The organism is Psychrilyobacter atlanticus DSM 19335 (assembly GCF_000426625.1).
Taxonomy (GTDB): domain Bacteria; phylum Fusobacteriota; class Fusobacteriia; order Fusobacteriales; family Fusobacteriaceae; genus Psychrilyobacter; species Psychrilyobacter atlanticus.
In genome coordinates this window covers 1,808,223-1,833,248 of sequence record NZ_KE384547.1, presented here as the reverse complement: position 1 = coordinate 1,833,248, position 25,026 = coordinate 1,808,223, and the positions used below count along the sequence as shown (strand labels likewise).

Annotated in this window: 21 protein-coding genes; 14 read left to right on the top strand and 7 right to left on the bottom strand. The window is 30.6% G+C overall.

Annotated elements, in window-relative coordinates:
* Nucleotides 1-29: 29 nt before the first annotated feature.
* The gene (locus K337_RS0109260) at nt 30-602 is read left to right on the top strand and encodes a hypothetical protein (RefSeq protein ID WP_028856359.1); all 573 of its coding nucleotides are present in this window, start codon (nt 30-32) and stop codon (nt 600-602) included.
* A 53-nt stretch (nt 603-655) separates the two neighbouring features.
* Here K337_RS0109260 and treC read toward each other — a convergent pair whose 3' ends face one another.
* The 3 genes from treC to K337_RS18130 form a co-directional block, all read right to left on the bottom strand.
* Complete coding sequence (gene treC, locus K337_RS0109255; protein ID WP_028856358.1) at nt 656-2,302, bottom strand: alpha,alpha-phosphotrehalase; 1,647 nt, start codon at nt 2,300-2,302, stop codon at nt 656-658.
* A gap of 24 nt (nt 2,303-2,326) precedes the next feature.
* Nucleotides 2,327-3,754: a PTS trehalose transporter subunit IIBC gene (gene treB, locus K337_RS0109250; RefSeq protein ID WP_028856357.1), complete on the bottom strand. Its 1,428-nt coding sequence runs from the start codon at nt 3,752-3,754 to the stop codon at nt 2,327-2,329.
* A gap of 153 nt (nt 3,755-3,907) precedes the next feature.
* Nucleotides 3,908-4,858 carry a LacI family DNA-binding transcriptional regulator gene (locus K337_RS18130; protein WP_051251695.1) on the bottom strand — a complete coding sequence of 317 codons (951 nt, stop codon included), beginning with the start codon at nt 4,856-4,858 and terminating at the stop codon, nt 3,908-3,910.
* Between the two features lie 387 nt (nt 4,859-5,245).
* Here K337_RS18130 and K337_RS0109240 point away from each other — a divergent pair, with 387 nt between their 5' ends.
* The 9 genes from K337_RS0109240 to K337_RS0109200 all read left to right on the top strand — a co-directional run bounded on the left by K337_RS0109240 (nt 5,246) and on the right by K337_RS0109200 (nt 16,905).
* On the top strand, nt 5,246-7,894 hold the full coding sequence (locus K337_RS0109240) for a valine--tRNA ligase (protein WP_028856356.1): 2,649 nt from the start codon (nt 5,246-5,248) through the stop codon (nt 7,892-7,894).
* A 184-nt stretch (nt 7,895-8,078) separates the two neighbouring features.
* A complete protein-coding gene (locus tag K337_RS0109235) occupies nt 8,079-9,707 on the top strand; it encodes a glycoside hydrolase family 3 N-terminal domain-containing protein (RefSeq protein ID WP_028856355.1) in 1,629 nt (542 codons plus the stop codon).
* The gene (locus K337_RS0109230; RefSeq protein ID WP_028856354.1) at nt 9,700-11,175 is read left to right on the top strand and encodes an alpha-amylase family glycosyl hydrolase; all 1,476 of its coding nucleotides are present in this window, start codon (nt 9,700-9,702) and stop codon (nt 11,173-11,175) included. Before K337_RS0109235 ends, K337_RS0109230 begins: the two co-directional genes overlap by 8 nt.
* A complete protein-coding gene (gene pgmB / locus K337_RS20265) occupies nt 11,172-12,560 on the top strand; it encodes a beta-phosphoglucomutase (RefSeq protein ID WP_245584877.1) in 1,389 nt (462 codons plus the stop codon). Before K337_RS0109230 ends, pgmB begins: the two co-directional genes overlap by 4 nt.
* Nucleotides 12,561-12,570: 10 nt before the next feature.
* Complete coding sequence (locus K337_RS0109220; RefSeq protein ID WP_028856352.1) at nt 12,571-14,175, top strand: PTS transporter subunit EIIC; 1,605 nt, start codon at nt 12,571-12,573, stop codon at nt 14,173-14,175.
* 99 nt (nt 14,176-14,274) lie between these two features.
* Nucleotides 14,275-14,955: a MurR/RpiR family transcriptional regulator gene (locus K337_RS0109215; RefSeq protein ID WP_028856351.1), complete on the top strand. Its 681-nt coding sequence runs from the start codon at nt 14,275-14,277 to the stop codon at nt 14,953-14,955.
* Between the two features lie 124 nt (nt 14,956-15,079).
* Entirely contained in the window at nt 15,080-15,373 is a 294-nt protein-coding gene (locus K337_RS0109210; protein WP_028856350.1) for a WYL domain-containing protein, read from the top strand.
* 100 nt (nt 15,374-15,473) lie between these two features.
* A complete protein-coding gene (gene gloA, locus K337_RS0109205) occupies nt 15,474-15,854 on the top strand; it encodes a lactoylglutathione lyase (protein WP_028856349.1) in 381 nt (126 codons plus the stop codon).
* A gap of 265 nt (nt 15,855-16,119) precedes the next feature.
* The gene (locus tag K337_RS0109200) at nt 16,120-16,905 is read left to right on the top strand and encodes an HAD family hydrolase (protein ID WP_028856348.1); all 786 of its coding nucleotides are present in this window, start codon (nt 16,120-16,122) and stop codon (nt 16,903-16,905) included.
* A gap of 71 nt (nt 16,906-16,976) precedes the next feature.
* Here the strand turns inward: K337_RS0109200 and K337_RS20375 are convergent, their stop codons facing one another.
* Complete coding sequence (locus K337_RS20375; protein ID WP_281168330.1) at nt 16,977-17,111, bottom strand: hypothetical protein; 135 nt, start codon at nt 17,109-17,111, stop codon at nt 16,977-16,979.
* Between the two features lie 122 nt (nt 17,112-17,233).
* On the opposite strand from K337_RS20375, the gene K337_RS19870 reads away from it, so the two are divergent.
* The gene (locus K337_RS19870) at nt 17,234-17,410 is read left to right on the top strand and encodes a hypothetical protein (protein ID WP_156877352.1); all 177 of its coding nucleotides are present in this window, start codon (nt 17,234-17,236) and stop codon (nt 17,408-17,410) included.
* A gap of 51 nt (nt 17,411-17,461) precedes the next feature.
* Here the strand turns inward: K337_RS19870 and K337_RS0109185 are convergent, their stop codons facing one another.
* From K337_RS0109185 to K337_RS0109175, 3 genes are read right to left on the bottom strand one after another with little or no spacing between them, the layout of a single operon-like run.
* Nucleotides 17,462-19,111 (bottom strand): ABC transporter permease, encoded by a 1,650-nt coding sequence (locus K337_RS0109185; RefSeq protein WP_028856347.1) that lies wholly within the window; start codon nt 19,109-19,111, stop codon nt 17,462-17,464.
* Nucleotides 19,111-20,106, bottom strand: a complete 996-nt coding sequence (locus K337_RS0109180) for an ABC transporter ATP-binding protein (protein ID WP_037029298.1) — start codon at nt 20,104-20,106, stop codon at nt 19,111-19,113. The genes K337_RS0109185 and K337_RS0109180 overlap by 1 nt, the downstream gene beginning before the upstream one ends.
* Nucleotides 20,107-20,115: 9 nt before the next feature.
* Nucleotides 20,116-21,150: an ABC transporter substrate-binding protein gene (locus K337_RS0109175; RefSeq protein WP_028856345.1), complete on the bottom strand. Its 1,035-nt coding sequence runs from the start codon at nt 21,148-21,150 to the stop codon at nt 20,116-20,118.
* Between the two features lie 347 nt (nt 21,151-21,497).
* Between K337_RS0109175 and K337_RS0109170 the strand changes: the two genes are divergently transcribed.
* From K337_RS0109170 to K337_RS19190, 3 genes are all read left to right on the top strand, one after another.
* Nucleotides 21,498-22,439: a nucleotidyltransferase family protein gene (locus tag K337_RS0109170; protein WP_028856344.1), complete on the top strand. Its 942-nt coding sequence runs from the start codon at nt 21,498-21,500 to the stop codon at nt 22,437-22,439.
* Between the two features lie 213 nt (nt 22,440-22,652).
* On the top strand, nt 22,653-23,456 hold the full coding sequence (locus K337_RS0109165; protein ID WP_028856343.1) for an SIR2 family protein: 804 nt from the start codon (nt 22,653-22,655) through the stop codon (nt 23,454-23,456).
* 302 nt (nt 23,457-23,758) lie between these two features.
* Complete coding sequence (locus K337_RS19190) at nt 23,759-24,919, top strand: YadA-like family protein (protein WP_028856342.1); 1,161 nt, start codon at nt 23,759-23,761, stop codon at nt 24,917-24,919.
* The last annotated feature ends 107 nt before the right edge of the window (nt 24,920-25,026 follow it).

The window sequence follows — 25,026 nt, the reverse complement described above, 5'->3', positions numbered from 1 at the left end:
GAATACAAATAAGGAGGTTTAATAAAATTATGAAAAAAGTATTATTATTAATTTATATTTTTACTGTTTTAGCAACAACAACTTTTACAAAAGATATAAATATCCAGATATCAGAGGAAACTATCAACTCTTTTATTAAAGCTACTGGGCCCATAACTACAAAAAAAGAGGCTAAAATTTTAGATCAAAAGACTTTGATTGAATATACTGTGAAAGATATGGTCGTTAGTTTAAAAAAAGAAGGAATCGACATTACTGGTAAAATTGATGTGAACTTAAATGGTTCTACTATAAGCGCTGCTTTAAGGGGAGAATTAGAGCCTGTAATAGATGATAAAACTGGTCAATTAGCCCTTAAATTAGCTAAATTTGACATTGTAGGATTAGAATTTTTGAAGCTTGATAAGGTCATAAAAAAAGATTTGTTGATTCCACTGGATTTTACAGATATGAAGCCTATTAAAGTTAAAATAAACGAGAATAAATATAAAGAGATCTATCCTCAAATAACCAATGCTAATATAGTTGTTGAAGATAAAAATATCAAGATATTAGGAGATATTTATTTTTCTGACAAGGGAACAAATTTAAAAAAGAAGTAATTATACTTAAAAAAAATTCCCTAGAAATCTTTAAATTTCTAGGGAAAAGTGTATTATTTTTTATATAATGTTATTGATTCATAAGCCCTTAATTTCACGATATTTTGTTTGAAATTAGTATTTTTATAATTTGAAATTAAAATATCATATTTTTCTAATTCCTCAATTTCTATCTCAATTTCTTCTTCATAAAAATTATTTAAACAAATTAATTCTTCAGTGTTTAATTTTCTTTTATATCCAAATATCGATTTATGGTTTTCTAAAAATCTATCGAAGCTACCATTAGATATTATTTCATAATCTTTTCTTAATTGTATTAATTTCTTGTAGTAATAAAAAATTGAATTTTTATCTTTTAATGATTTTTCAGCATTTATTTCTTTATAATTTTTTATACACGATAACCAAGGTTTAGCTTCACTAAATCCACCATTAAGGCCATCATTCCACTGTACAGGAGTTCTAGAATTATCTCTAGAACGTTGATTTAATATGTGGAGTGTTTCCTCTGTAGTCTTTCCTTGTGATTTTAAAATTTCATAATAATTTAATGATTCGACATCACTGTATAATTCTATGTTGTCATATTTTGCATTGGTCATCCCAATCTCTTCACCTTGGTAGATATACGGAGTTCCTTTCATCATGTGTAGTGTAGAAGCTAACATTTTTGCAGATTCTAATCTATATTTTTTGTCGTTACCAAATCTTGAGACAGCTCTAGGTTGATCATGGTTACACCAAAATAATGCATTATAACCATTGTTTTTATCCATCTCAACCTGCCAAGTAGATAAAAGGTCTTTTAATTCTAAAAAGTCAAAATCTTTTAATGACCATTTATCGTTATCTTTATAATCTACTTTTAGATGATGAAAACTAAATGTCATAGACAGCTCTTTTTCTTTTGGATCACTGTATTTTATACAGTTTTCTAGTGTAGTAGAACTCATCTCTCCTACAGTAATAACATCATTATATCTCCCAAAAGTGTTTTCATTTAATTCTTTCAAGTATTGATGGATCTTAGTTCCATCAGTATAAAATCTTCTACCATCTCCTATGAGATCATCCTCATATTTTTCAGGTTTACTAATTAAGTTTATTACATCTAATCGAAATCCTTTTACACCTTTTTCTAACCAAAAATTTGCAACTTTATAGATCTCTTCCCTCAATTCTGGGTTTTCCCAATTGAGATCTGCTTGAGTTTTATCGAATAAATGGAGGTAGTATTTATCTAAAGTTTCTATATATTCCCATGCATTCCCACCAAACTTTGATGTCCAATTTGTAGGAGGAGTATTGGAGTTGTTATTATCTTTAAAAATATAATAATCTTGATATTTTTTTTCTCCTTGTAATGCTTTTTGAAACCAAATATGATCTGTAGAAGTATGGTTAAATACCATATCTAACATCAACTTTATCCCTCTTTTATTTGCTTCCTCTACTAATATATCAAAATCTTCCATAGTTCCAAAGTCAGGATTTATATTTGTGTAATCTGCAACATCGTAACCATTATCATTCATTGGAGAAGGGTATATAGGAGTTAACCATATATATTCTACTCCTAATTCTTTTAGGTAATCTAATTTTTCTATAACACCGTTTAAATCTCCGTGAGTTTTATTTGTTGTACAATTAAAACTCTTTGGATAGATTTGGTAAACTACTTTATCTTTAAAACTCATACTATAACTCCTCTAAATTGGTTTTTAATTTATATTTAATAATGGATCGTTTTTAGCTAATTTTCTCTTGTAAATTATCATAGTTAAGACTACAGGAACAACTATAGCTACTAAGATACATATGAGATAAACAGCCCAATATTGTGGTTTAATAGATAATATTCCTGGAATACCTCCAATACCTATACCGTTGGACATCACTCCAAAAAGTCCTGCTATAATTGCTGCACAAGCTGAACCAACCATAGCACATAACATTGGAAACTTGTATTTGAGGTTGATACCGTACATTGCAGGTTCTGTTACACCTAAATAGGCTGATATTACTGCAGGTATAGATACTTCCCTTTCTTCTTTATTTTTTTTATTAGCCAAAATAATACCTAACACAGCCGAACCTTGAGCAATATTTGATAGGGCGATTAATGGCCACAACATTGTTCCTCCTAAATTTTGAACTAGCTGGAGGTCGACTGCGTTTGTTGTATGATGAATTCCCGTTATCACTAATGGTCCGTAAATAAATCCAAATAATGAAGACCCTATAACAGCAAATGGTCCTGTTAATGCTGCTTTAGCTAAAAACGCTACTCCATCTCCTAAAGATCTACCTATTGGTCCGATTATAGTATGGGCTAAGATTACTGCTCCTAATAATGCTACAAATGGAACCAATATCATTTGGATAGAGACTGGTGTTATTTTTTTCATCTTGTTTTCAATCCATGCAAGTGATACTCCTGCTAACATTGCTGGTATTACTTGAGCTTGATAACCGACTTTTGGAATATTAAAAAATCCAAAGTTCCATACATCTGGCACTTGAGAACCGATAAGATAGGCATTCATTAACTGTGGTGACACCAATGTAATCCCTAAAACAATACCGAGAATTGGTGTTCCCCCCATTTTCTTTACTACAGACCAGGTAATTCCTACTGGTAAGAAATGAAAGATCGCTTCTCCAATCAACCATAAAAATGAGTTTGCACCTGCCCAAAACTGACTTATTTCAACCAATGTTTTCCCATCAAACATCTTTATGTCACCAATAATATTTCTAAAACCTAAGATTAATCCTCCGGTTATGATGGCAGGTAAAAGGGGTACAAATATTTCGGCTAAGTTCGAGATAATTCTTTCTAATAACTTCATATTCCCCTTAGCAGCTTGTTTAACCTCAGCTTTATCCATAGAGCCTAATTTTGCAGTCATTATAAATTCTTTATAAAACATATCTACTCCAGGTCCAATTATTACTTGGAATTGACCTGCACTAGTAAAGCAACCTTTTACTGACTTTAATTTTTTTATTGAATCAACATCTGCTTTATTCTCATCTTTTAAAGCAAATCTCATCCTTGTAATACAATGTGTAACACCAGAGATATTATCTTTCCCACCAACTAATTCAATCAAATCTTTGATCTCTTCTTTATTTATCTTATTCATATAAATCAACAACCTCCTAACATTTTCGTGGGAACGTTCCCACTGATTAATAAAAATATACATTATATTCCATAAGAAGTCAAATTAAATTAAATTAATACAAAAAAGAGATTTCTTAAAATCTCTTTTCCTGTGAAATAGCTATATTTTTTATTATAAGGTTATATTTCCATCTATGATAATATCTTTGACATCTTTTTTATTTATTTTATCTAATATAGCTTTTCCTGCTAAATTTCCTATTTCATCATATCCAAAACTTATAGAGATATAGTCATCGTATAAAAATTTGATCAGTGGATCATTTCCTACACCTGTAACTAAAACTTCTTTTATTTGGTGTTTATCTAAATATTTTTTAACTCCTAGTGCTATACTATCACTGGCACAGACTATAGAATCTACTTGTTTTTCTTCTAAAAATAATTGTTTTGCTAAGTTATATCCGCTATTATATGAAAAATCACCAAAATAAGAGATGTTTTCTTTATTATATTTGATTGTATAATCCCGATAAGCAGAGTATCGTTGAAATCCTGTAGTGATATCCTTATTATCCACTCCTATATAAGCTATATTTTTATAGCTATTTTTAATGAGGTAGTTTAATATAGATTCTATTGCCCCATAATCATCATAGGCAATACTGGTAAAACCGTCTACTTTTTTCGCTACCATGATAATTGGTATTTTTAATTTCTTTAAAAAATTATATTCTAGAGTACTTATAGCAAAAATTATGATCCCGGCAATATTTTTATTTTTTAATACCTCAATATGTTCTACTGTTTTTTCTTGAGAAAATAAACTTTCTAAAATAATAGCATCATAATTATCTTCGTATAGTGTATTTAATATATTTTTAATTACTTTTGTCTCTGATTTTGACTCTAGACGGGTATTTATAATTCCTATGACTTTATTTTTTTTTGATCTCATATTTTGAGCACTTTGGGAAGGTTTATAATTATTTTCTTTTATAACTTCTAATACTCTTTCCTTGGTTTCTTGGCTGACTTTTTTATCATTGTTTATAACTCTAGAAACAGTAGATTTACCTACTCCTGCTAATTTAGCTATGTCTATTATTGTAAGTTTTTTCATAATTATATTTTAATTTGGATAAAATCCAAAACCTCCTATATATTTAAGATATAATATAATATATCATTTTTTAAATGATTTTAAAATTTATACTAAAAAAAATAAATTTAAAGTATAATTATATAGTCATCTACTGTTAAAAGGTGTCTATTTAAAATTGACAAAAGTTAAAATTAATGGTAACATTTATGAATAAATTTAGAGGGAGGAAATACATTTATGAAAAGAGTAGAGGTCAAAGTTAATCACATTTTAATCAAATTGATATAGGTGATAGCTATGGTTTTGAATTTTTATAAAACCCTTGAATAATATAAAGAGATTAAAGTAGCTATTTTGAATTAAATAGCTACTATTTTTTTGTAAAATAAACTTAGGAGGTCAGTTATGACGGAATTAGACAAGATATATTCTCCGACGGAGATAGAAAGTAAATGGTACAAAACATGGGAAGAAAATAAGTATTTTAGAGCAACAATGGACGATGAAAAACCTAACTATACTATAGTTATGCCACCACCAAATGTTACAGGTGTATTACATATGGGACATGTTCTAAATAACAGTATCCAAGATACTATTATTAGATGGAAAAGAATGAGTGGATACAACACTCTTTGGATGCCGGGAACAGACCATGCAGGAATCGCTACTCAAAACAGAGTAGAGAGAAAATTAGCAGAAGATAACCTAACTAGAGATGACCTTGGAAGAGATAAGTTTATCGAAAAAGTTTGGGAATGGAAGAATGAATATGGTGGGATAATCACTAATCAATTAAGAAGATTAGGAGCGTCTCTTGACTGGGAAAAAGAAAGATTTACAATGGATGAAGGTTGTTCTGAATCTGTAAAAGATATATTTGTAAAACTATATAATGATGGATTAATTTATCAAGGTGAATATATGGTAAACTGGTGTCCACAATGTGGAACTGCTTTAGCTGACGATGAAGTAGATCACAGTGAGCACAAAGGTCATATGTGGCATATAAAGTATCCTGTAAAAGATTCTGATATGGAGTTTGTAGTAGCAACTACTAGACCAGAAACGATGATAGGAGATACAGGAGTAGCTGTAAACCCTAATGATGAGAGATATAAAGATCTAATAGGTAAAACGGTAATTCTTCCTCTTACAGGAAAAGAAGTTCCAATTATAGCTGACGATTATGTAGATATGGAATTTGGAACTGGTGTAGTGAAGATGACTCCAGCTCATGACCCTAATGACTTTGAGATCGGAAAAAGACATAACTTAGAGATTATGAATATATTTACTCCTGATGCTAAGATGAACGCTCTTACTGGAAAATATGAAGGTATGACCCGTGAAGAGGCAAGAGTTGCTATCGTTGCTGATCTAGAAGAGCAAGGATTCATGGAAAAAATAGAGGATTATGACAATAAAGTCGGTGGATGTTATAGATGTAACACAAATATAGAATCTAGAATATCTAATCAATGGTTCGTTAAGATGGAGTCATTGGCTAAAGACGCATTAGAAGTAGTTTATAATGGTGACGTTAAGATCATGCCAAAAAGATGGGAAAAAGTTTACTACAACTGGTTAGAAAATATAAGAGACTGGTGTATCTCTAGACAGATCTGGTGGGGACATAGAATACCTGCATACTACGGACCTGATAACCACTTATTCGTAGCTAAATCTGATGAAGATGCAGCAGCTCAGGCTCTTGCACACTACGGAAAAGAAGTTGAATTAGTTCAAGAAACAGATGTATTAGATACTTGGTTCTCATCTGCTCTATGGCCTTTCTCAACATTAGGATTACCTGAAAATAAAGATTTAGAAAGATTCTACCCGACAAATACATTGGTAACAGGAGCAGATATCTTATTCTTCTGGGTTGCTAGAATGGTAATGGCAGGAATGTATGAGATGAAGGAAATCCCATTTGAGAATGTATTCTTACATGGAATAGTTAGAGATGAGCAAGGAAGAAAGATGTCTAAGTCATTAGGAAACTCTCCTGATACACTAGAATTAATAGATAGATATGGTGCAGATGCTATCAGATTTACTATGATCTACAACACATCTCAAGGACAGGATGTACATTTCTCTGAAAAATTATTAGAGATGGGAAGAAACTTCTCAAATAAAATATGGAATGTATCTAGATTCGTATTGATGAACTTAGAAGATTTCGATATCAACAGTGTAAATAAAGATGAATTAGAGTTAGAATTAGTAGATAAGTGGATCTTCTCTAAATTAAATAAAGCTTCTAAAAAAGTAAATGAAAACTTAGATAGTTTCACATTAGATGAAGCTGCTAAGGGAGCATATGAATTCTTAAGAGGAGACTTCTGTGACTGGTATGTTGAGTTAGCTAAGACTAGACTATATAACAGTGAAGATGAGAAATCTAAGAAAACTGCTCAATATGTATTATGGACAGTATTAGAAGAAGGATTAAGATTATTACATCCATTTATGCCATTTATTTCAGAAGAAATCTGGCAAAAATTAGGAGCGAAAGGTGAAACAATCATGCTTGAATCTTTCCCTACTTGTAATGAAACTTTAGTAGATGAAGAAGCGGAAGCATCTTTCGAATACTTACAATCTGTGGTTTCTGCCCTTAGAAACATAAGAGCTGAGATAAATATATCTCCTGCAAAGGAAGTAAAGGCAATCTTAAGAACAAGTAATGAATCTGAACTTAAAACTTTAGAAAACAATAAAACATTCCTAACTAAGTTAGCTAAATTAGAAACTTTAGAATTTGGAGATGTTGAAAAACCTACAGGTGCAGGATTCAGAGTAGTAGAAGATTCTGAACTATATGTACCACTAGCAGGATTATTAGATCCTGAGGTTGAGATCAAGAAGATCGAAGCACAAATGGTTAAGGTAGAAAAAGACCTAGCTAAGGTAAATGGTAAATTATCTAATGAGAAATTTACTTCTAAGGCACCTGCTCATATCTTAGAAAGAGAAAGAAAAATACAAAAAGAGTACCAAGATAAGTTAGATAAATTAACTGAAAACTTAGAAGCATTTAAATAAAAGCAACCTAACGTTGCATCTAGATAAGAAAAAAACTCAGGGAATCCATTTGGATTCCCTGTTTTTTTATGAAATTATTAAAGATTTTTCTTAAATGAATATTTTTCTGAATGTATGACCATACATTTAAAATGAAAGCACGTACATTTTATTGTTGATATAATAATTTTAACGAGGTGGAGTTATGAAGAAATACTTTAAAATTTCAGAAAAAGAAAATATAAAAATAATAAATATTATTAAGTCAATGTCTATAGAGGACAAGATTGGGCAGCTTTTATTTTTAAAGCAGGAAGGTGAAGAAAATTTTTCATTTACCCCTGGAGGGGTAATGTTTAGGCCTTTATCAGAAGGTGATTTAGGAAAGCTAATAAGAAAGAATAATTCAAGATTTAAAATTCAATCTTTTATATCAGCTAATCTAGAAAGTGGTCCTAAGGGAATGATATTGGACGGTATTGATGGAGTTACACCACTACAAGTTGTAGCAAGCGATGAGGTAAAAAGTGCTTATGATTTGGGAAAAATCTCCGGAGAATTCGGTAAATTAGCAGGAGCAAATATGACATTTTCTCCCATTGTGGATATAAATATGAATATGAATAATCCTATGGTGAATACAAGAAGTTTTGGAGATAGTGTAGAAAAAATTATTGAATATGGAGAACATGAGTTTAATGGATTTTTAGATAATGATGTTATTCCTGTAATTAAGCACTTTCCTGGAGACGGAGTTTCCGATACCGATCAGCATCTATTGACAGCTGTAAATGATTTAGACTATGAAAAATGGAAATCGACCTATGGAAAAGTATATAGTAAATTTATTGACCTAGGAGCAGAAGTTATTATGGTAGGTCATATTTCACTGCCAAAATATGTTTCTAAATTTAATGAAAAAGAATCATATCATCCTGCATCGACATCAAAATATATTATAAAAAAACTTTTAAAGGAGGAGTTGGGTTATGATGGGTTGATCATGACTGATTCCACATTGATGGCTGGTTATACCAGTTACCATTCCCGTAAAGAAGCAATTATAAGATCTTTAAATTCAGGTGTGGACATGATTTTATTTTCCCGTGATGGAAATGAAGATTTTGAGTATATTAAAGAAGGTTATGATGAAGGAAAAATATTACTTAAAGAGATAGATGAGAAAGTAAAGAAAATCCTAAGTTTAAAAATAAAATATGATATTTTAGAAGGAAAAATAAAAGAAAATTCTATTAGTAAGGAGTTAAAGGAAGAGGGGAGTGAAGTATTTAATAATATTATTGGTAATTCTATTACCCTATTAAAAGATTCTCAAAAATTATTGCCTATTAAATTTACAGGTAAGAAAATTTTATTAATTCCTATAACAAGAACAAAGAACAAAAAAGATATAGAGGTAGAATATTTTATAGATCTATTAAAAAAAGAGAATGTAGATGTGAGTGTAAAAAAATATAGAGGAACGGGCTGTAATGAGATGGAAGATTTAAAATTATCTGTTAAAAAATTCAAGGAAAAATATGATTTGGTTATCTATTTAGTTAATGTAAAGGTTCTTTCAAATAGAACATCTATTAAAATGGAATACAATGCTTTTAATGGGGTAGATGCTCCATGGTTTATAAATGAAGTGAATACGATGTTGATATCTTTATCTAATCCGTTTCATGACTATGATGCACCTATGATTAAGACAGTTATTAATGGATACAACGATACAAAAGGAACTATAGATTGTATTATGAAGAAGATTAAAGGAGAGGATACTTTTAGAGGGGTAGACCCTTTTGGATTAAGGAGGGGTTATGAATAAAGATTTAATAATATATGAAATATTTCCTAAGTGTATTTCAGAGAAAAAAGAAGGGAAATTAATAGATGTTATTAATAGATTACCATATTTATCTGAATTAGGAATAAATACTATCTGGATAACTCCCATATTTAAATCGCCTCAAAAAGATAGTGGTTATGATGTATCAAACTACTATAAAATTGATCCTATTCATGGAGATGAAGAAATTTTAAAAGTACTTATAGAAAAAGCTCATAGTTTAAATATCAAAATAATTTTAGATTTTGTTCCAAATCATACTAGTAATTTACATGAATGGTTTATTAAATCAGAAAATAAAGATTTATTTTATAAAGATTTTTATATTTGGAGAGACCCTAGAGATGGAAAAGAGCCAAACAATTGGATCAGTAAAAAAAATACTGGATCAGTATGGGAGTATTCAAAGAAAAGAAAGCAGTATTACCTGCATTTATATTCTAAAGAACAGCCGGATTTAAATTGGCAGAATGAAGGTGTTAGAAAAGAAATATATTCTGCTATGGGTCATTGGCTGGATATAGGGATAGATGGATTTAGGCTAGACGTTGTAAATAAACTTTCAAAGGTTAATTTAGATAAGGATACAGATCATGCAGAAATTTATTATCAAAATATGCCAGATACCTTTGAATATATAAAAGAGATGAGGGAATATTTCTCTAAAAAATATCGTAGAAATATTATTTTAATTGGACAGGCTGAGGGGATAGATTTTAAATTAGGAGAGAAATATCAAGAAAATTTAGATTTAGTTTTAGAATTTGCCAATAACCATATGGGAAGGGGAAAAAACTACAGGACTTTAAAGAGTAATTTTGAAGAAATAATAAAGGTTTATTTACAGTGGCAGCAAAATCAAGAATATTGGCCGACTTTATTTTGGGGATCCCATGATCTGCCAAGGGCTGCATCGAGGTATATGTTAGATGATGATGGAGAAAATACTGGCAAGATCATAGGAGTATTTACTTTAATAGGTAGGGGAACACCTATAATATATAATGGTGATGAATGCGGGACACTGAATTGTAACTTTAATTCAATTGAAAAATACAAGGATGTTCGATCGCAAAATATATATAACTTAAGGTCACAGGCTGAAAATAAAAATAAAGTTTTTAGTGATATTAGAGCCTGGTCACGGGACAATGCAAGACAATTGATTGATTGGGAAAATAATTTGCAAGTAAGTAAATTTTATAAAAGTTGTATAGAGATAAGGAAAGAATATAATGATGTTATCAGCTTTGGAAAATTAGAGTATGAAACTTGTAAAGACATGATTATATATACAATTAAAAAGAATGATAAATATATTAAAGTTACATTTAATAATTCGAACAAAAATAAAAAAATTGATTTAACTAATATTTTATTGAGAACAAAAAATAACGATGGCGAGAATATAGCTTCTTATGAAGCAATAATAGAGGGGAATTTATGAAGATATTTTATATTGATTTAGATGGTACACTGCTAAAAAAACCAAACTATAATTTTACAAAAGATGATGTTGAAGCATTGAAAAAATTACAAAATTCAGGAAATAAATTTGGGATTGCCAGTGGTAGATCTGAAGTTGAGATTGACTTTTTAGAAAAACAACATAGTCTGAAATCTAATCTGACTATAGGATTGAACGGAATGGTTGTAAAAAAAGATGATCAGATAATAAAAGTAGACTTAGATCAAGATGTTTTGGATATATTATTACATAATGGTATAAAATTTGAGGCACAAGATGGAAAAAATAGAGTGTTTTCATCCCAGGAAGAGCATGATTTTATACCCAAAATATTAGGTACTGAGATGATAGTAACTAAAAAGATGGAAAATTTTAACATCAGAAAAATAGTTGTAAGACAATTATTTAATGAGATGCCATTATCTCAAATAACAAAGATAATTGAAAAAAAAAGTGAAAATAAATATAACTTTTTCTGTGTAGATAATAAATCTTTAGAAATTGTAAAAAAAGATATATCTAAGGGGGAGACGATAAAAAAACACTTTAATGAAAATAGTGTGATAGCCATAGGAGACAGCGTAAATGATGAAGAGATGATTTTACTGGCTGATCAAGGGTATGTTATGACAAATGCTTTACCTGAACTAAAAGAGAAATTAAAAGCTCAAGGTGTAATTGAAATTAAAGAAGTATTTGAAGCCATAGAGGTGGAGTTAGCAGAGATAAAAGGAATTTTATTTGATCTAGATGGAGTTATAGCAGATACTGCTAGATATCACTATTTTGCATGGAAGCATGTTGCTAAAAATCTTGGAATCGAGATGGATGAAGAGTTTAATGAAAGCCTTAAAGGGGTAAGTCGTGAAGAATCATTAGAAAAAATATTAGCTTTAAAAAATATTGTTTTAAATGAAGAGGAATTTAAGAGTATTCTTTTAGAAAAAAATGAATTATATTTAAAATATCTGGAGGAAGTTGATGAAACTTCGATCCTGCCAGGGATAAAAGACTTTATGATAAATTTAAAAAAGAGAGGTAAGAAAATAGCTGTTGCTTCAGCCAGTAGAAATGCACCTTATATACTAAAAAAGCTGAATTTATTGGGATATATAGATTATATAGCGGATCCAAGTGTAGTTAAAAATGGAAAACCAGAACCGGATATCTTTTTGGATGCAATGGAAAAAATTGGATTGAAAAGAGAAGAAGTTGTTGGAATAGAGGATAGCCAGGCAGGGGTAGATGCATTGTTAAAAGCAAATATTTTAGCTATAGGAATAGGAGAGTTAAAAAATTCATTATATAATTTAAATTCAACCAATGAATTAAATAATAAAAAAACTACAAGGTTAATATTTTAAAGGGGGTAAGATGAAAAAAATAATAATAGGAAAGTTGGAGAAGTTTGGCCGGGCGTTTTTGGTTCCAGTTGCCATACTACCATTTGCAGGAATTATTTTAGGAATAGGTAATGGTTTTACAGGGAACGAATTAGTAAGGGTAGTGCCGTTTTTAGGAACACCAATAATGGCATTTATTTTTGGGTTATTTAAAGTTACAGGGGGAGCTGTATTTTCAAACTTACCAATTATATTTGCAATTGGTTTAGCAGTTGGACTGAGTAAAAGGGAAAAAGGAACAGCCGGTTTATCTGCTGGTCTTGGTTACTTTGTATTTATCAATGTAATGAACTTTGTATTAAAAGGGCGTGGGTTGTTAGTATCTGAAGATTTAGCCAGTCATGGGCAAAAATTAGTTTTTGGTATTCAAGTGTATGATGTAAATGTATTTGGAGGAATTATAATTTCAATCCTTGCATATTATTCAATAAAACATTTTATTGATATAAAGTTACCCTCTGCACTATCATTTTTTGAAGGTCCTAGATTTGTACCTTTAATAGTTATGTTATATAGTATTTTAGCAGGAATTGTATGTGCATTAGTTTGGCCAAGTATAGCTGGAATGATAACTCAAATATCTATATTTTTAACATCTTTAGGAGCTTTTGGAGCTTTCTTCTATGGAATGATAGAGAGGTTGTTAATACCATTTGGTTTACATCATGCTCTTAACTCAATGATGAAATTTACTGAATTAGGTGGATCAGCTACAATTAATGGAACCACTTATTATGGTTTTGTAAATGTATTTGCAGGAGTATTAGAAAATGCAGGGGCCCCGTTTACAAGGGGAATGACTCAATTTTACGCTGGTCAGTTTATAGTTAAAATATTTGGACTGACAGGAGCAGCTTTTGCTATGTATAAGACTTCATTTTTACAGCATAGAACAAAAACAAAAGCAGTGTTGATTGCGGCATCAATAGCGTCAATTTTAACAGGAATAACTGAACCACTTGAATTTACATTTTTATTTGTTGCACCAGTTTTATATTTGATTCATGCTTTTTTAGCAGGAACAGCATTTTTCGTAATGTATATAACTAATACAGTAGCCTTTGGTATACAAGGTGCAGGCCTGATTAACTTTATTTTATATAATGTATTAAACTCATCTCGTGTAGGTTGGTTTGGTGTTTTATGGATTGGCCCGTTATACTTTTTACTATATTTCTTTATCTTTAAATATATGATTTTAAAATTTAATTATAAGACACCAGGAAGATCTGAAGAAATGACAGGATTAGCATCTAAAAAAGATGCCAGAGAAAAATATGGGATAAAGGCACAGAGTTCAGCTAAAGGTGGAAGTAAAAGTAATGAAAAGAAAGAAAGAGCTTTAAAATTGATTGAAGTTCACGGAGGAAAAGACAATATTGTTGATGTAGATGCCTGTATAACAAGATTACGTATAGATGTTAAGGATAAGAGTATTGTAAAAAAAGAAACTATTACTGAAGAACTTGCAGCCATGGGAGTTACAGAATCTGGAATGCAGATTCAATCGATCTATGGTGGAGATGCAAAAGATTATAAATTATTGATTAGAGAACAATTAGGAATGGAAATATAATTTTAAAATGGCTATGAGTATTTTACTATAGCCATTTTTTCTTATTTAGTGTATTATGTTACCAAATAAGTTATAAAATAATTTTTATGGAGTAGATATATGGCGAAAAATATATTAGAAAATATAAGTAAAAAAGCGTTTACAGAGCAAGATAATATAATTTTTGATTATATTTCAAACAATAATATAACTTCTTTAACCTCTCATGAGTTGGCACAGGAGTGCTACTGTTCAACTGCTACCATCAATCGTTTTTGTAAAAAAATAGGTGTAGATGGGTTTGGAGAGTTGAAAATTTTATTAAAATTGAATCAAAAATATGCTCAAGGTTACAACGATAATAAATTGAATACTAGAAATATTTCTGAAATCAGAGAAATTTCAAGAGAGATAAAAAAAAATAAACCTATATGTGTTTTTGGAAGGGGAGCCAGTTCTATTAGCGGCCAATATCTGTTCAGACAATTATTAAAATTGGGATATCATGTTTCATTCGTTATGGATATCGAGTTATTCTATGAGTTAAAAGGGTATAATTTAATAATTATATCTAATTCGGGAGAGAATCAGTTTGGGTTGAGATTGATAGATATTGTTAAAGAAAATGATGTAAACATTATGTCTATTACTTATAAAAATTCTTCAATTGATAAAGCGAGTAAGTATTCACTAACTCATATGAATAAACAAAATTTTAAAAACTTAATTGAAAGGGAACAGCAGTTACATTTAATATTACTGATAAATCACTTAATTAATGCATTAAATATCAAAGACTAAGAACAGGGAATCCATTTGGATTCATTGTTTTTTTTATTGAAAGGGATTTCTAATATTTTGTTGTATACTTGGAGTGGGAACACGGAATATGTTATTAAAGGTAAAGATATAAATAGGAGGGAAGATGAAGAATTTAATAGTAAAAGCTATAGAAGAGAAAAGATTGATATCATTGACCTATGATACTTTAGACAGGGTTGTAGAGCCCCATGCCTGCGGTATATCAACTAAGGGGGATCAAACATTACGTTGTTTTCAGATAAAAGGAGAGCACGCTTCTAAAAAACATCATGACTGGATGCTCCTAAAGTTTTCAAAGATAAGTAATTTACAAATCTTGGAGAAAAAATTTGATAATCCAAGAACAGGATATAAAAAAGGTGATAAAGCATTTGAAATTATCTATAAGGAGTTATAAATCGTGTATAAAAACAAAAACTTCACTGCTGTTTTACTTGTAAAATTCATAAAGTTATAGTAAAATTTCGGGATAAAAGCAAGTAATTGGAGGAGAATAGATGAACTATAAATTAGAACATGGATGTATCAGAGTAATGGATTTGGATAAATCACTGGAATTTTATAAAAAAGCACTATCTTTGGAGGAAGTAAACAGACTGGACTATTCGGAGTATGAATTTACTTTGGTATATTTAAGTGATAAAAACAGAAATTTTGAAATAGAGTTAACATATAATTATAACACTGAAAAACCCTATGAGATGGGAAATGGATTCAGTCATTTTGCATTGACTGTAACTGACTTGGAAAAATCCCATGAGTTCCATAAAAATATGGGGCTGGAAGTAACTGACCTTAAGGGATTACCTGGGGAAAAACCAAGATATTATTTTGTTACAGATCCCGATGGATATAAGATAGAAATTATAAGAGGGTAGATACCTCATCTCTTTTTTCCTCTTTACTAAAAAGGGGGAGTTTGGGAATAGAGTTTATAGATAGGGGTTCCAATAGGGATCTCTTTTTTTATGTGATTAATAATTATATTTGATCCTCTGTAATGTATATTTTTATTTCAAGTTAACTTTTTTAACCTTTGTATGAATAGAACTTACTCTATATTATCGTTGAATATATTTAGAAAAATCAGTTATAATACCTTATGCACAACATTTAAAGGATAAATTTCTAGGAGGAAATATTTTGATAAAATTAATAGCAACTGACATGGATGGGACTTTATTAAATAGTAAACATGAAATAAATCCTGAATTTTGGGAAGTTTGGGAAAAACTCAGAGCAAAAAATATTACTTTTGCTTGTGCCAGTGGAAGGCAATATTATAATTTGGTTAAAAAATTTGAAGATATAAAAGATGATATTTATTTTATTGCAGAAAATGGAAGTTTTGTAGCTTATAAAGGTGAAATTTTACATATAAATACTCTGGAGAGGAAGAAAACTTTTGAATTTATAGAACTTGCGAGAAAAATAGATGGTGTAAATATCGTATTATGCGGAAAAAACAGTGCTTACATAGAATCAAATGACTCTAAATTTATAGAGGAAGTTAAGCCATATTATGAAAAGTTTGAGATAGTTAATTCTTTAGAGGAAGTAGAAGATGATTTTTTAAAAATTGCTCTATGTGATTTTAAGAATTCAGAAGAAAATAGTTATAAATATTTTAAAGAGTTTGAAGATAGATATAAAATCACTGTTTCTGGGGGAGTCTGGCTGGATATTTCTAATTTAGATGCCAATAAAGGAAATGCTATGAGAAAATTACAGGGGATATTAGGTATAACTCCTAAAGAAACTTTAGTTTTTGGAGATTATTTAAATGATGTGGAGTTACTGGAAAGTGGAGAGCATAGTTATGCCATGGAAAATGCTCATCCTAAACTAAAAGAAATTGCAAAAAACATAGCTAAAAGCAATGAAGAAAATGGAGTAGTTGAAAAAATAAAAGAATTATTTGAATTATAGGAAGGTAGAAAATAGAATAAAAAATCTAAAAGCCAGGAAATGGGTTAACCCAATTTTCCTGGCTTTTTAAGCTATGAGACCACTATCTTCTTTGCTATCTTAGCTACATGTTCACCTTGGAAACGTGCAATTTTCATTTCTTTGTCATTAACATCCTCCTCATTTTCATGGGTAAAAACATCTATAGATATATTGACCAAAAACAAAAGAATCCTTTTAAATTTACGATGAGAAATACTGATTAGGAGATTTTAAATAGCAGGAAAAGAAAATATAAGGAGTAGTTATTAAGGTATGGATGAATATTGAATTTAAGGTGGTGTAAGTCATGAAAAAACAAGAAAAAGAAGCACTGGTTAAGTTTTTGAGTGGATTAGGATTTATAGTTTTGTTGATTGGCTTATTCACAGATTTATATGAATTTACTCACGGTTTAATCGGAGCAATTGCAATAGGGATAATAGCGGGAGTGATTGCCAGATATTTAGGTGTTAAAAAAAAATAGGTGAGCGATTTAATAAATCGTTCACCTATTTAATATATATTTCTAGATTGATTATATATTTAGTTTTTTTCCTCTAGAAAAAAATTTAAACATAAGTATAGAAAGAACAGATATAACTGTCAGGATAGTTGAAAGAGCTGCTGCACTTCCAAAACTATCTCGAATAACTTCTGTATAGATGGCAACAGCAATAGTTCCTGTTTTCCCGGTATATAATATAATACTTGAACTCAGTTCATTTATAGTAGATATCCAGCTGAGGATTAATCCAGAAAATATACCTGGTCCCATCATAACAGCTGTTACCTTGAAGAAGGTCTTCATAGGAGAGACTCCTAAATTTATAGAAGCTTCCTCTATACTGGGATCTATCTGGTGCAGAATGGCAGTTCCGGATCTAACGGTATATGCTAATTTTCTGATAACATAGGAAACTATAAGGATAAACCCTGTTCCACTTAGAAGTAATGGTCTCTTATTAAAACATACCAATAATCCTATTCCTAGAACTGATCCCGGAATAACATATGGGAACATAATTAAAATATCCAGGATAGGAGCTAATCTATTTTTCTTTTTAAAGATAATATAAGAGAGTACAAGTCCTAATAACAGCATAGCCAATATAGATATAACAGAATACAGGAAAGTATTATAGATATTAGATGAAAGTTTATTCATAATATTATAGTAGCTGTCCAGACTAAATCCTGAAACAAATAATGGCCCGTTTGTTTTAAGAAACGAAGTATAGATAACAACTAACTGGGGCAGGAATGCTATAAATGATATAATTCCTACAAATATAGTAGCTAAAATTCTTTTCCTAGGTGTAAGGCTGGCTTTTTTCGGCGGCCTAAGAGCATTCATCTTATAATTTTTCTTGGAAATAAGATATTTCTGGAGGAAAAGTATGATGGTAGAACAAGCTACAACCACAACACTGATAGTACTTGCAACAGTTGTATCTCCACCCATTTCACTCATGAATTCATCGTATATCATAACAGGTAAAACCTTGTATCCTTCACCAATCAGCATGGGAGTACCAAAATCAGCTAACGAGGTCATAAAGACCATAAGAGCTCCGGCAGTGATAGAAGGCATAACTAGTGGAAAAGTTACTGTAAATAATCTTTGTAACCTGCTCATACCTAAGTTTTCAGAAGCCTCCTCCAAAGAGGCATCGATACTATTTAGAGCTCCCGAAGTATAGATATATACATAGGGGAAAAATTTTAGAGTAAATACAATTACTATTCCTGTAAATCCATAGATAGTTGGCATAACTATTCCAAATGGGCTCAACAAATTAGTGATCCATCCGTTTCTTCCCAAAAGTAAGATCCAAGAATATGCTCCGATAAATGGAGGAGACAGAAGGGAAATCATGATAACCAGATCTAAAAATCCCTTAAAATATATATTGGTTCTACTCATAAAATAAGCTATAGGAATCCCTATCAAAGTAGCAAAGATAGTTGTAACAAAACAAACTGCTAAACTATGCTTTAATGCATTAAAATAATATGGCAGGGAAAAGAAGTCTATATAATTTTCTAAAGTTAATTTTCCTGTTGTAGAACTTATAAAACTTTCACTTACCAGTGAAAATGAAGGATAGATCAAAAATAAAAATATAAGTGCTAAAGATATTATGGAAATAATATTCCAAAAGTTTAGATGTTTATTTATCTTCATTAACACTCCTCACTTTTATCAAAATGTTTCCTCTTATCTTCAGGGAAAAGAATTCCAACTTTCTCTCCAATTCGTTTAATTCCTATATTTTTAGAAAATACTTTTACTTCTATATCTTCTTTATTTTCCAGTGTGATCTCGTAGGAAACACATTCACCTAAGAATGTAGTCAAAGTGATCTCTCCATTGATAGTCCCGGAATCTGTATCTACAATTAAGGTATCTTCCGGTCTTACAGAGAGGATCTTTGTTTTATCTCCTGTAAGAGCGCTATCATAGATAAAGTTTGAAGTACCTATAAAGTTCGCAACAAATGCATTGGCTGGGAAAGAATAGATCTCTTCTGGAGTCCCGATCTGTTGAACTACTCCTCTGTTCATAACTGCAATCCTATCTGAAACAGCAAGTGCTTCTTCTTGATCATGAGTCACGTAGATAGTTGTTATATCCAAAGAAGACTGAAGTTTTTTAATGGTGGCTCTCATCTTAACTCTAAGTTTCGCATCCAGGTTAGAAAGAGGTTCATCCATTAAAAGGATCTCAGGATGGATGACGATAGCTCTGGCAAGAGCTACTCTTTGCTGTTGCCCACCGGAAAGTTCAGCAGGTTCTTTTTCTGCCTGGTCTCTCATCTCAACCATGTCCAGAGCATTTAAAACTCTTTCTTTTATCTCTGTTTTAGAGACCTTCCTGGCTTTTAATCCATAAGCTACATTATCAAATACACTCATATGAGGGAAGATAGCATAGTTTTGAAAAACCATCCCAATATTTCTTTTGTGAGCAGGAGTATTGTTTATTTTATTCCCGCTTATAAGAACATCCCCAGAAGTGATCTCGTTAAATCCTGCAATCATCCTTAAAAGAGTAGTTTTCCCACAACCAGAAGGTCCTAGTAGTGTAAAAAACTCTCCTTTTTTAATATCTAAATCAGCTCTATTAACAGCTATAAAATCATCATATTTTTTAGTTATATCTTTAATATTAACACCCATTTTTATCTCTTACTCCTTTCCTGAAACTATATTTTTCCATCTTTTTACTATTGTCTTTTTACTTTCTGAAGCCCAACCAAAATCATAGTCAACTAACTTGATCTCTGAGAGAGGAAGTAAACCTTCTGGAGCAGCAACATCGCTTCTTACTCCTCTGATTTTAAAGTCGCTTGCTAAAGTTTTTTGAACTTCTTTACTTACGATGTAATCTAAGAATAATTTAGCGTTTTCTTCATTGACAGCACCTTTTATTAAAGCTGCAGCATCAGGAACAGCAGAAGTTCCCTCAGATGGATATACTATTCCTAGATGCCCACCAGCATTTTTATATTTAATAGCTCCTTTTTCATGAGCTAAACCAATGTAATATTCTTTGTCTACGACACCTTTAGGAACACCAGAAGAACTTCCTAAAATCTTACCATCTAAATTAGCTACAAATTTTTTGATGAAATCAAATCCAGATTCTGTATCTTTTCCAAAGGCAGTTAATAAAGTAGCTGTGATCGTGTAAGAAGATCCAGATTTAACAGGAGAAGCCATAGCAACTTTCCCTTTCCATTTAGGATCAGTTACATCAGCCCAAGAAGTAGGAATATCGTCTCCAGTTACAAGGTCAGTGTTATATATAATAACCATTGGTAACAATGCAAAACCAAACCACTTATCTTCAGGGTCTCTGAATAAAGGGTCTATTTTATCGTGACTTGCAGTTTTATATGGTGCAAAGTATTCCTTGAATGAGTTAAGAGATTCAGCTCCTCCACCCCAGATAACATCTCCCAAAGGGTTTGTACTTTCAGCTTGAATTCTCTTAAGAATTTCTCCTGTTCCAGCTGCGACAACATTTACTTTTATTCCTGTTTCTTCAGAAAAACTATCTGTAATAGTAGTTAAAAGTTGAGATGGGTGTGATGAATATACAGTCACCTCGTTACTTTTAGTAGCAGTTTCAGTAGTTTTTGTTTCTTCTTTTCCACAGGCTACAGCCAATAGAAGTGATAGTGCTAGCACTATCTTAAAAATTTTTGTTAGATTTTTCATATGTTTCCTCCCTAGTCTTGTTTTATAATAAGTCTAATAGTTATTTTTTTAGACAGTTATATTAAATAATATCAAATTTAATTCATGATTGCAATTGAATGTTTTACTTTACTTTAACTATATTTTAATTTTATCTTAACTTAAATTATATCTCAATAATTACTCTTTTTCTGAAACGATGTTTTTCCATCTTTTTATTATTTTATTTTCTGATGCCCAGTCAAAATCATAATTAAGTAATTTGATATCTGAAAAGATCTCTATTAAGAGTGGTTATTTTTATGTTATACTTTTCTATAGTTTGAAAAATAGAAAATTTTTATATAAGATGATGAAGGAGAATTAAGATGAAAAAAAGACCTACATTGGTTATTATGGCAGCAGGTATGGGAAGCAGATACGGAGGATTAAAGCAGATTGATCCGGTCGGTCTAAACGGAGAGATTATAATGGATTACTCTATCTATGATGCAAGATTAGCAGGCTTTGGGAAAGTAGTATTTGTTATAAAGGAAGAATTTTATGATATATTTAAGGAAAAAATTGGAGACCGAATATCAAAGTTAGAAAATATAGAGGTTAAATATGTGTTCCAAAATATAAAATCTATTCCTAATAAATATAAACTTCCAAAAGATAGGATAAAGCCTTGGGGAACAGGTCATGCTGTTTTATCTTGTAAAGACGTGATAGATGAACCTTTTGTAGTTATAAATGCCGATGATTTTTATGGTTCTACAACTTTTAAATTGATCTATGATGAACTTATAAATCAGACAGATGAATATGGGTATTCAATGGTAGGATTTCAATTAGATAAGACAATCAGTAAAAATGGTAGTGTTGCAAGGGGAATATGTACTTTAGATAAGGAAAATCACTTGATTACGGTGGAAGAAAAAACTAAAATAGAGGAAGTTTCGGGAACTATTTATTCCTTTGAAGATAGACAAGATTCTATTAGTGGAATAGCAGAACCCCTGAAAATAGAGTTAGAAAGGAATATCCCTGTATCTATGAATATTTGGGGATTTATGCCATCAATATTTAAAGAATTAGAATTAGGATTCGAGAAATTCTTAGATGAAAATATAGGGGAATTAAAATCTGAATTTTATATTCCCAGCGTTGTAGATGATTTGATTAAATCTAAAAAAGCTACTGTAAAAGTGATTAAAACTGTGGAAAAATGGTATGGAGTAACTTACCAACAGGATAAAGAAGACGTTTCGAAAGCTTTACAAAGTATGACACCCAATGTGTATCCAGATAGATATATAAATAGTTAAAAAAGTGGAAATAAAAAGAGATAAAGATTTAAATTTTTATCTCTTTTTATTTTTTTCTATATTTTGAATCATAGAAAAAAAGGGTATACTAAAGGTAAGGTATTAAAATATATTAGTCAAAAAATTAATACGTATTTTATAGATTATTATAGAAAGACTAATTTTTTTAATTATTTGAAAGAATCTAAATACCTTAAGAAGGGGAGAGAGATTATGAGGGGATTAGTTGAATCAATTCAGGATAAAAATGCTATTTTATTTGTTGGTGCCGGTGTATCTATGAATTTAGGTCTGCCTTCTTGGAATTCATTGCTGGATTATATTGCAAAAGAATTGGATTATGAGCCTGAAGTATTTAAATCTTTTGGAAATGCACTGACCCTGGCAGAGTTTTATAAGATAAAAAAAGGTGATATCGGCCCTCTGAGGAGTTGGATGGATAGAAACTGGCATAGCGGGGATATAAAAATTGAAGATTCCAAGATACATAAACTAATATTTGATTTGGACTTTCCTATCATATATACTACAAATTATGACAGGTGGATTGAAAGAACCTATGATTGTTATAAAAAAAATTATAAAAAAATAACCAATGTAGGAGACCTGGTAAATTTAAATAGTATGCATACCCAGATAATTAAATTTCACGGAGACTTTGACGATGAAAAATCCATTGTATTGACGGAATCCAGCTATTTTGAAAGATTGGATTTTGAAACACCACTGGACATTAAACTCAGGTCAGATATACTGGGCAAATCAATTTTATTTATAGGATACAGCCTTCACGATATCAATCTTCGTTACCTTCTGTATAAGTTGAATAAACTTTGGGAAAACAGTACCCAGTCCAGTTCGAGGCCTAAATCTTATATATTTTTAGTGGATTCTAACCCTGTAGAAGACTTAATTCTCGAAAAGCGGGGAATTAAAACATTTACTTCAAAAAATAAAAACCCCAGTGAGAGTCTGCTGGAATTTTTGGAAAAATTAAATAATAATTTATCAGAATAGGAGTGCAAAAAAAGTTATAATAAGGAAAAAAGGATCACAAGGGCGTTCAAAAGCTTTGAGGTGATCCTTTTTTTAGTATAAAAATTACTGTATTTTAGAAGGACTTATATTACGATAAAAAAACAGTTGTAATTCAAAAAAAACGCCATCTTAATGTAATGGTTTTAAATTTAAAGTTGTTGTTGACTTTTGTTTATCACAGTGGTAAACTAAGTCTCATTAAATATGGAAATCAATATATTTATATTGAAATATGTATGAAGTGTGATGGGGAAAATGAAAAAAATTTGGGAGGGAAAGAGATGAAAAAGGGAATTTTATTTTTAGGGGCGATTTTATCAGTTGTAAATATCGCGAATGCAGAAACAGGAGATTTCGAACTAAAAGTATCGTATAAAGAAATGGCAAAAACACAATCAGTATCAGAATGGATAACAGAACATCAAATTAGAGTTGTAGATAATCATACTGGAATAGGTAATAATACTGAAGATATAGGTAAGAACTTTGTGACCTCTAATAAAAATAAGGAAGAGTTGGTTGAAGTTAATTCTAAAATAAAAGTGGTTGAAAAAGGTATATCGAATAATACAACAAATATAACAGATAATAATGAAAAAATAGTGAAAAATAGTGAAAATATAGCAAGTAATACAGCAGATACAGGTAAAAATACAAGTTCAATAACTGCAATAAATAAAGAATTGGGTGATCATAAAATAGAGTCAGATAAGGCTATAGCTCAACTTAAAGAACAGGATAGGCAATTAAAAGCAACAGATACAAAGGTAAATACTGCAATTGACAACCTTAAAGAAACAGATAAAAATTTGCAGACGACAGATGCTAAACTTGTTCAAACAGATAAAGAATTGAAAGATACAGTAACTACATTGGAAAAACATCATGATGCAGTCTACGAAACTATTGGAACAACCAGGAGTGCCTATGCAAAAGATATAAAAGTTGTTAAGGCTGATATTAACAGGGGTAGAATAATAGCTCTAGAAGATCAGACGAAGTCAGTAGCAACAAATGAAGCTGAGATATCGAAGAATACGACAAACATAGAGGGGAATAAAACAAATATTTCTAAAAATACGACAAATATAGAGAGTAATAAAACAAATATAGCAAGCAATAGAAATGAAATTTACAACAACTCAGAGAGAATAGGTAGTTTAGAAGGAAAGGTAGACGGTCTTGAAACTGAGATGAAAAAAGGATTTGCCATGGCAGCGGCCATGTCTTCTATAGATTTTCAGGTACTGGATGTAGGAGATGCAGGATTTGGTTTTGGTGTAGGAAACTATAAAAATTCAGACGCGGTGTCTCTTGGTGTAGGAGTAAGACCTACAGAAAATATGACTTTAAATGTGAAGGGAGCAATGTCTACAGGAAAAGGTCAGGAAACAATGGTAGGGGGAGGAGCGGTCTACAAGTTTAATTTATTTGGTGGATAAAATAAATGTCAATCCAACAGCTTTCTATGATCTAGAGATTTTATATGGGAAAAAAATGAGATAAAAGATGTGGTTGTGAGGGAAAAATAAAACTTGTAAAGTTTAAA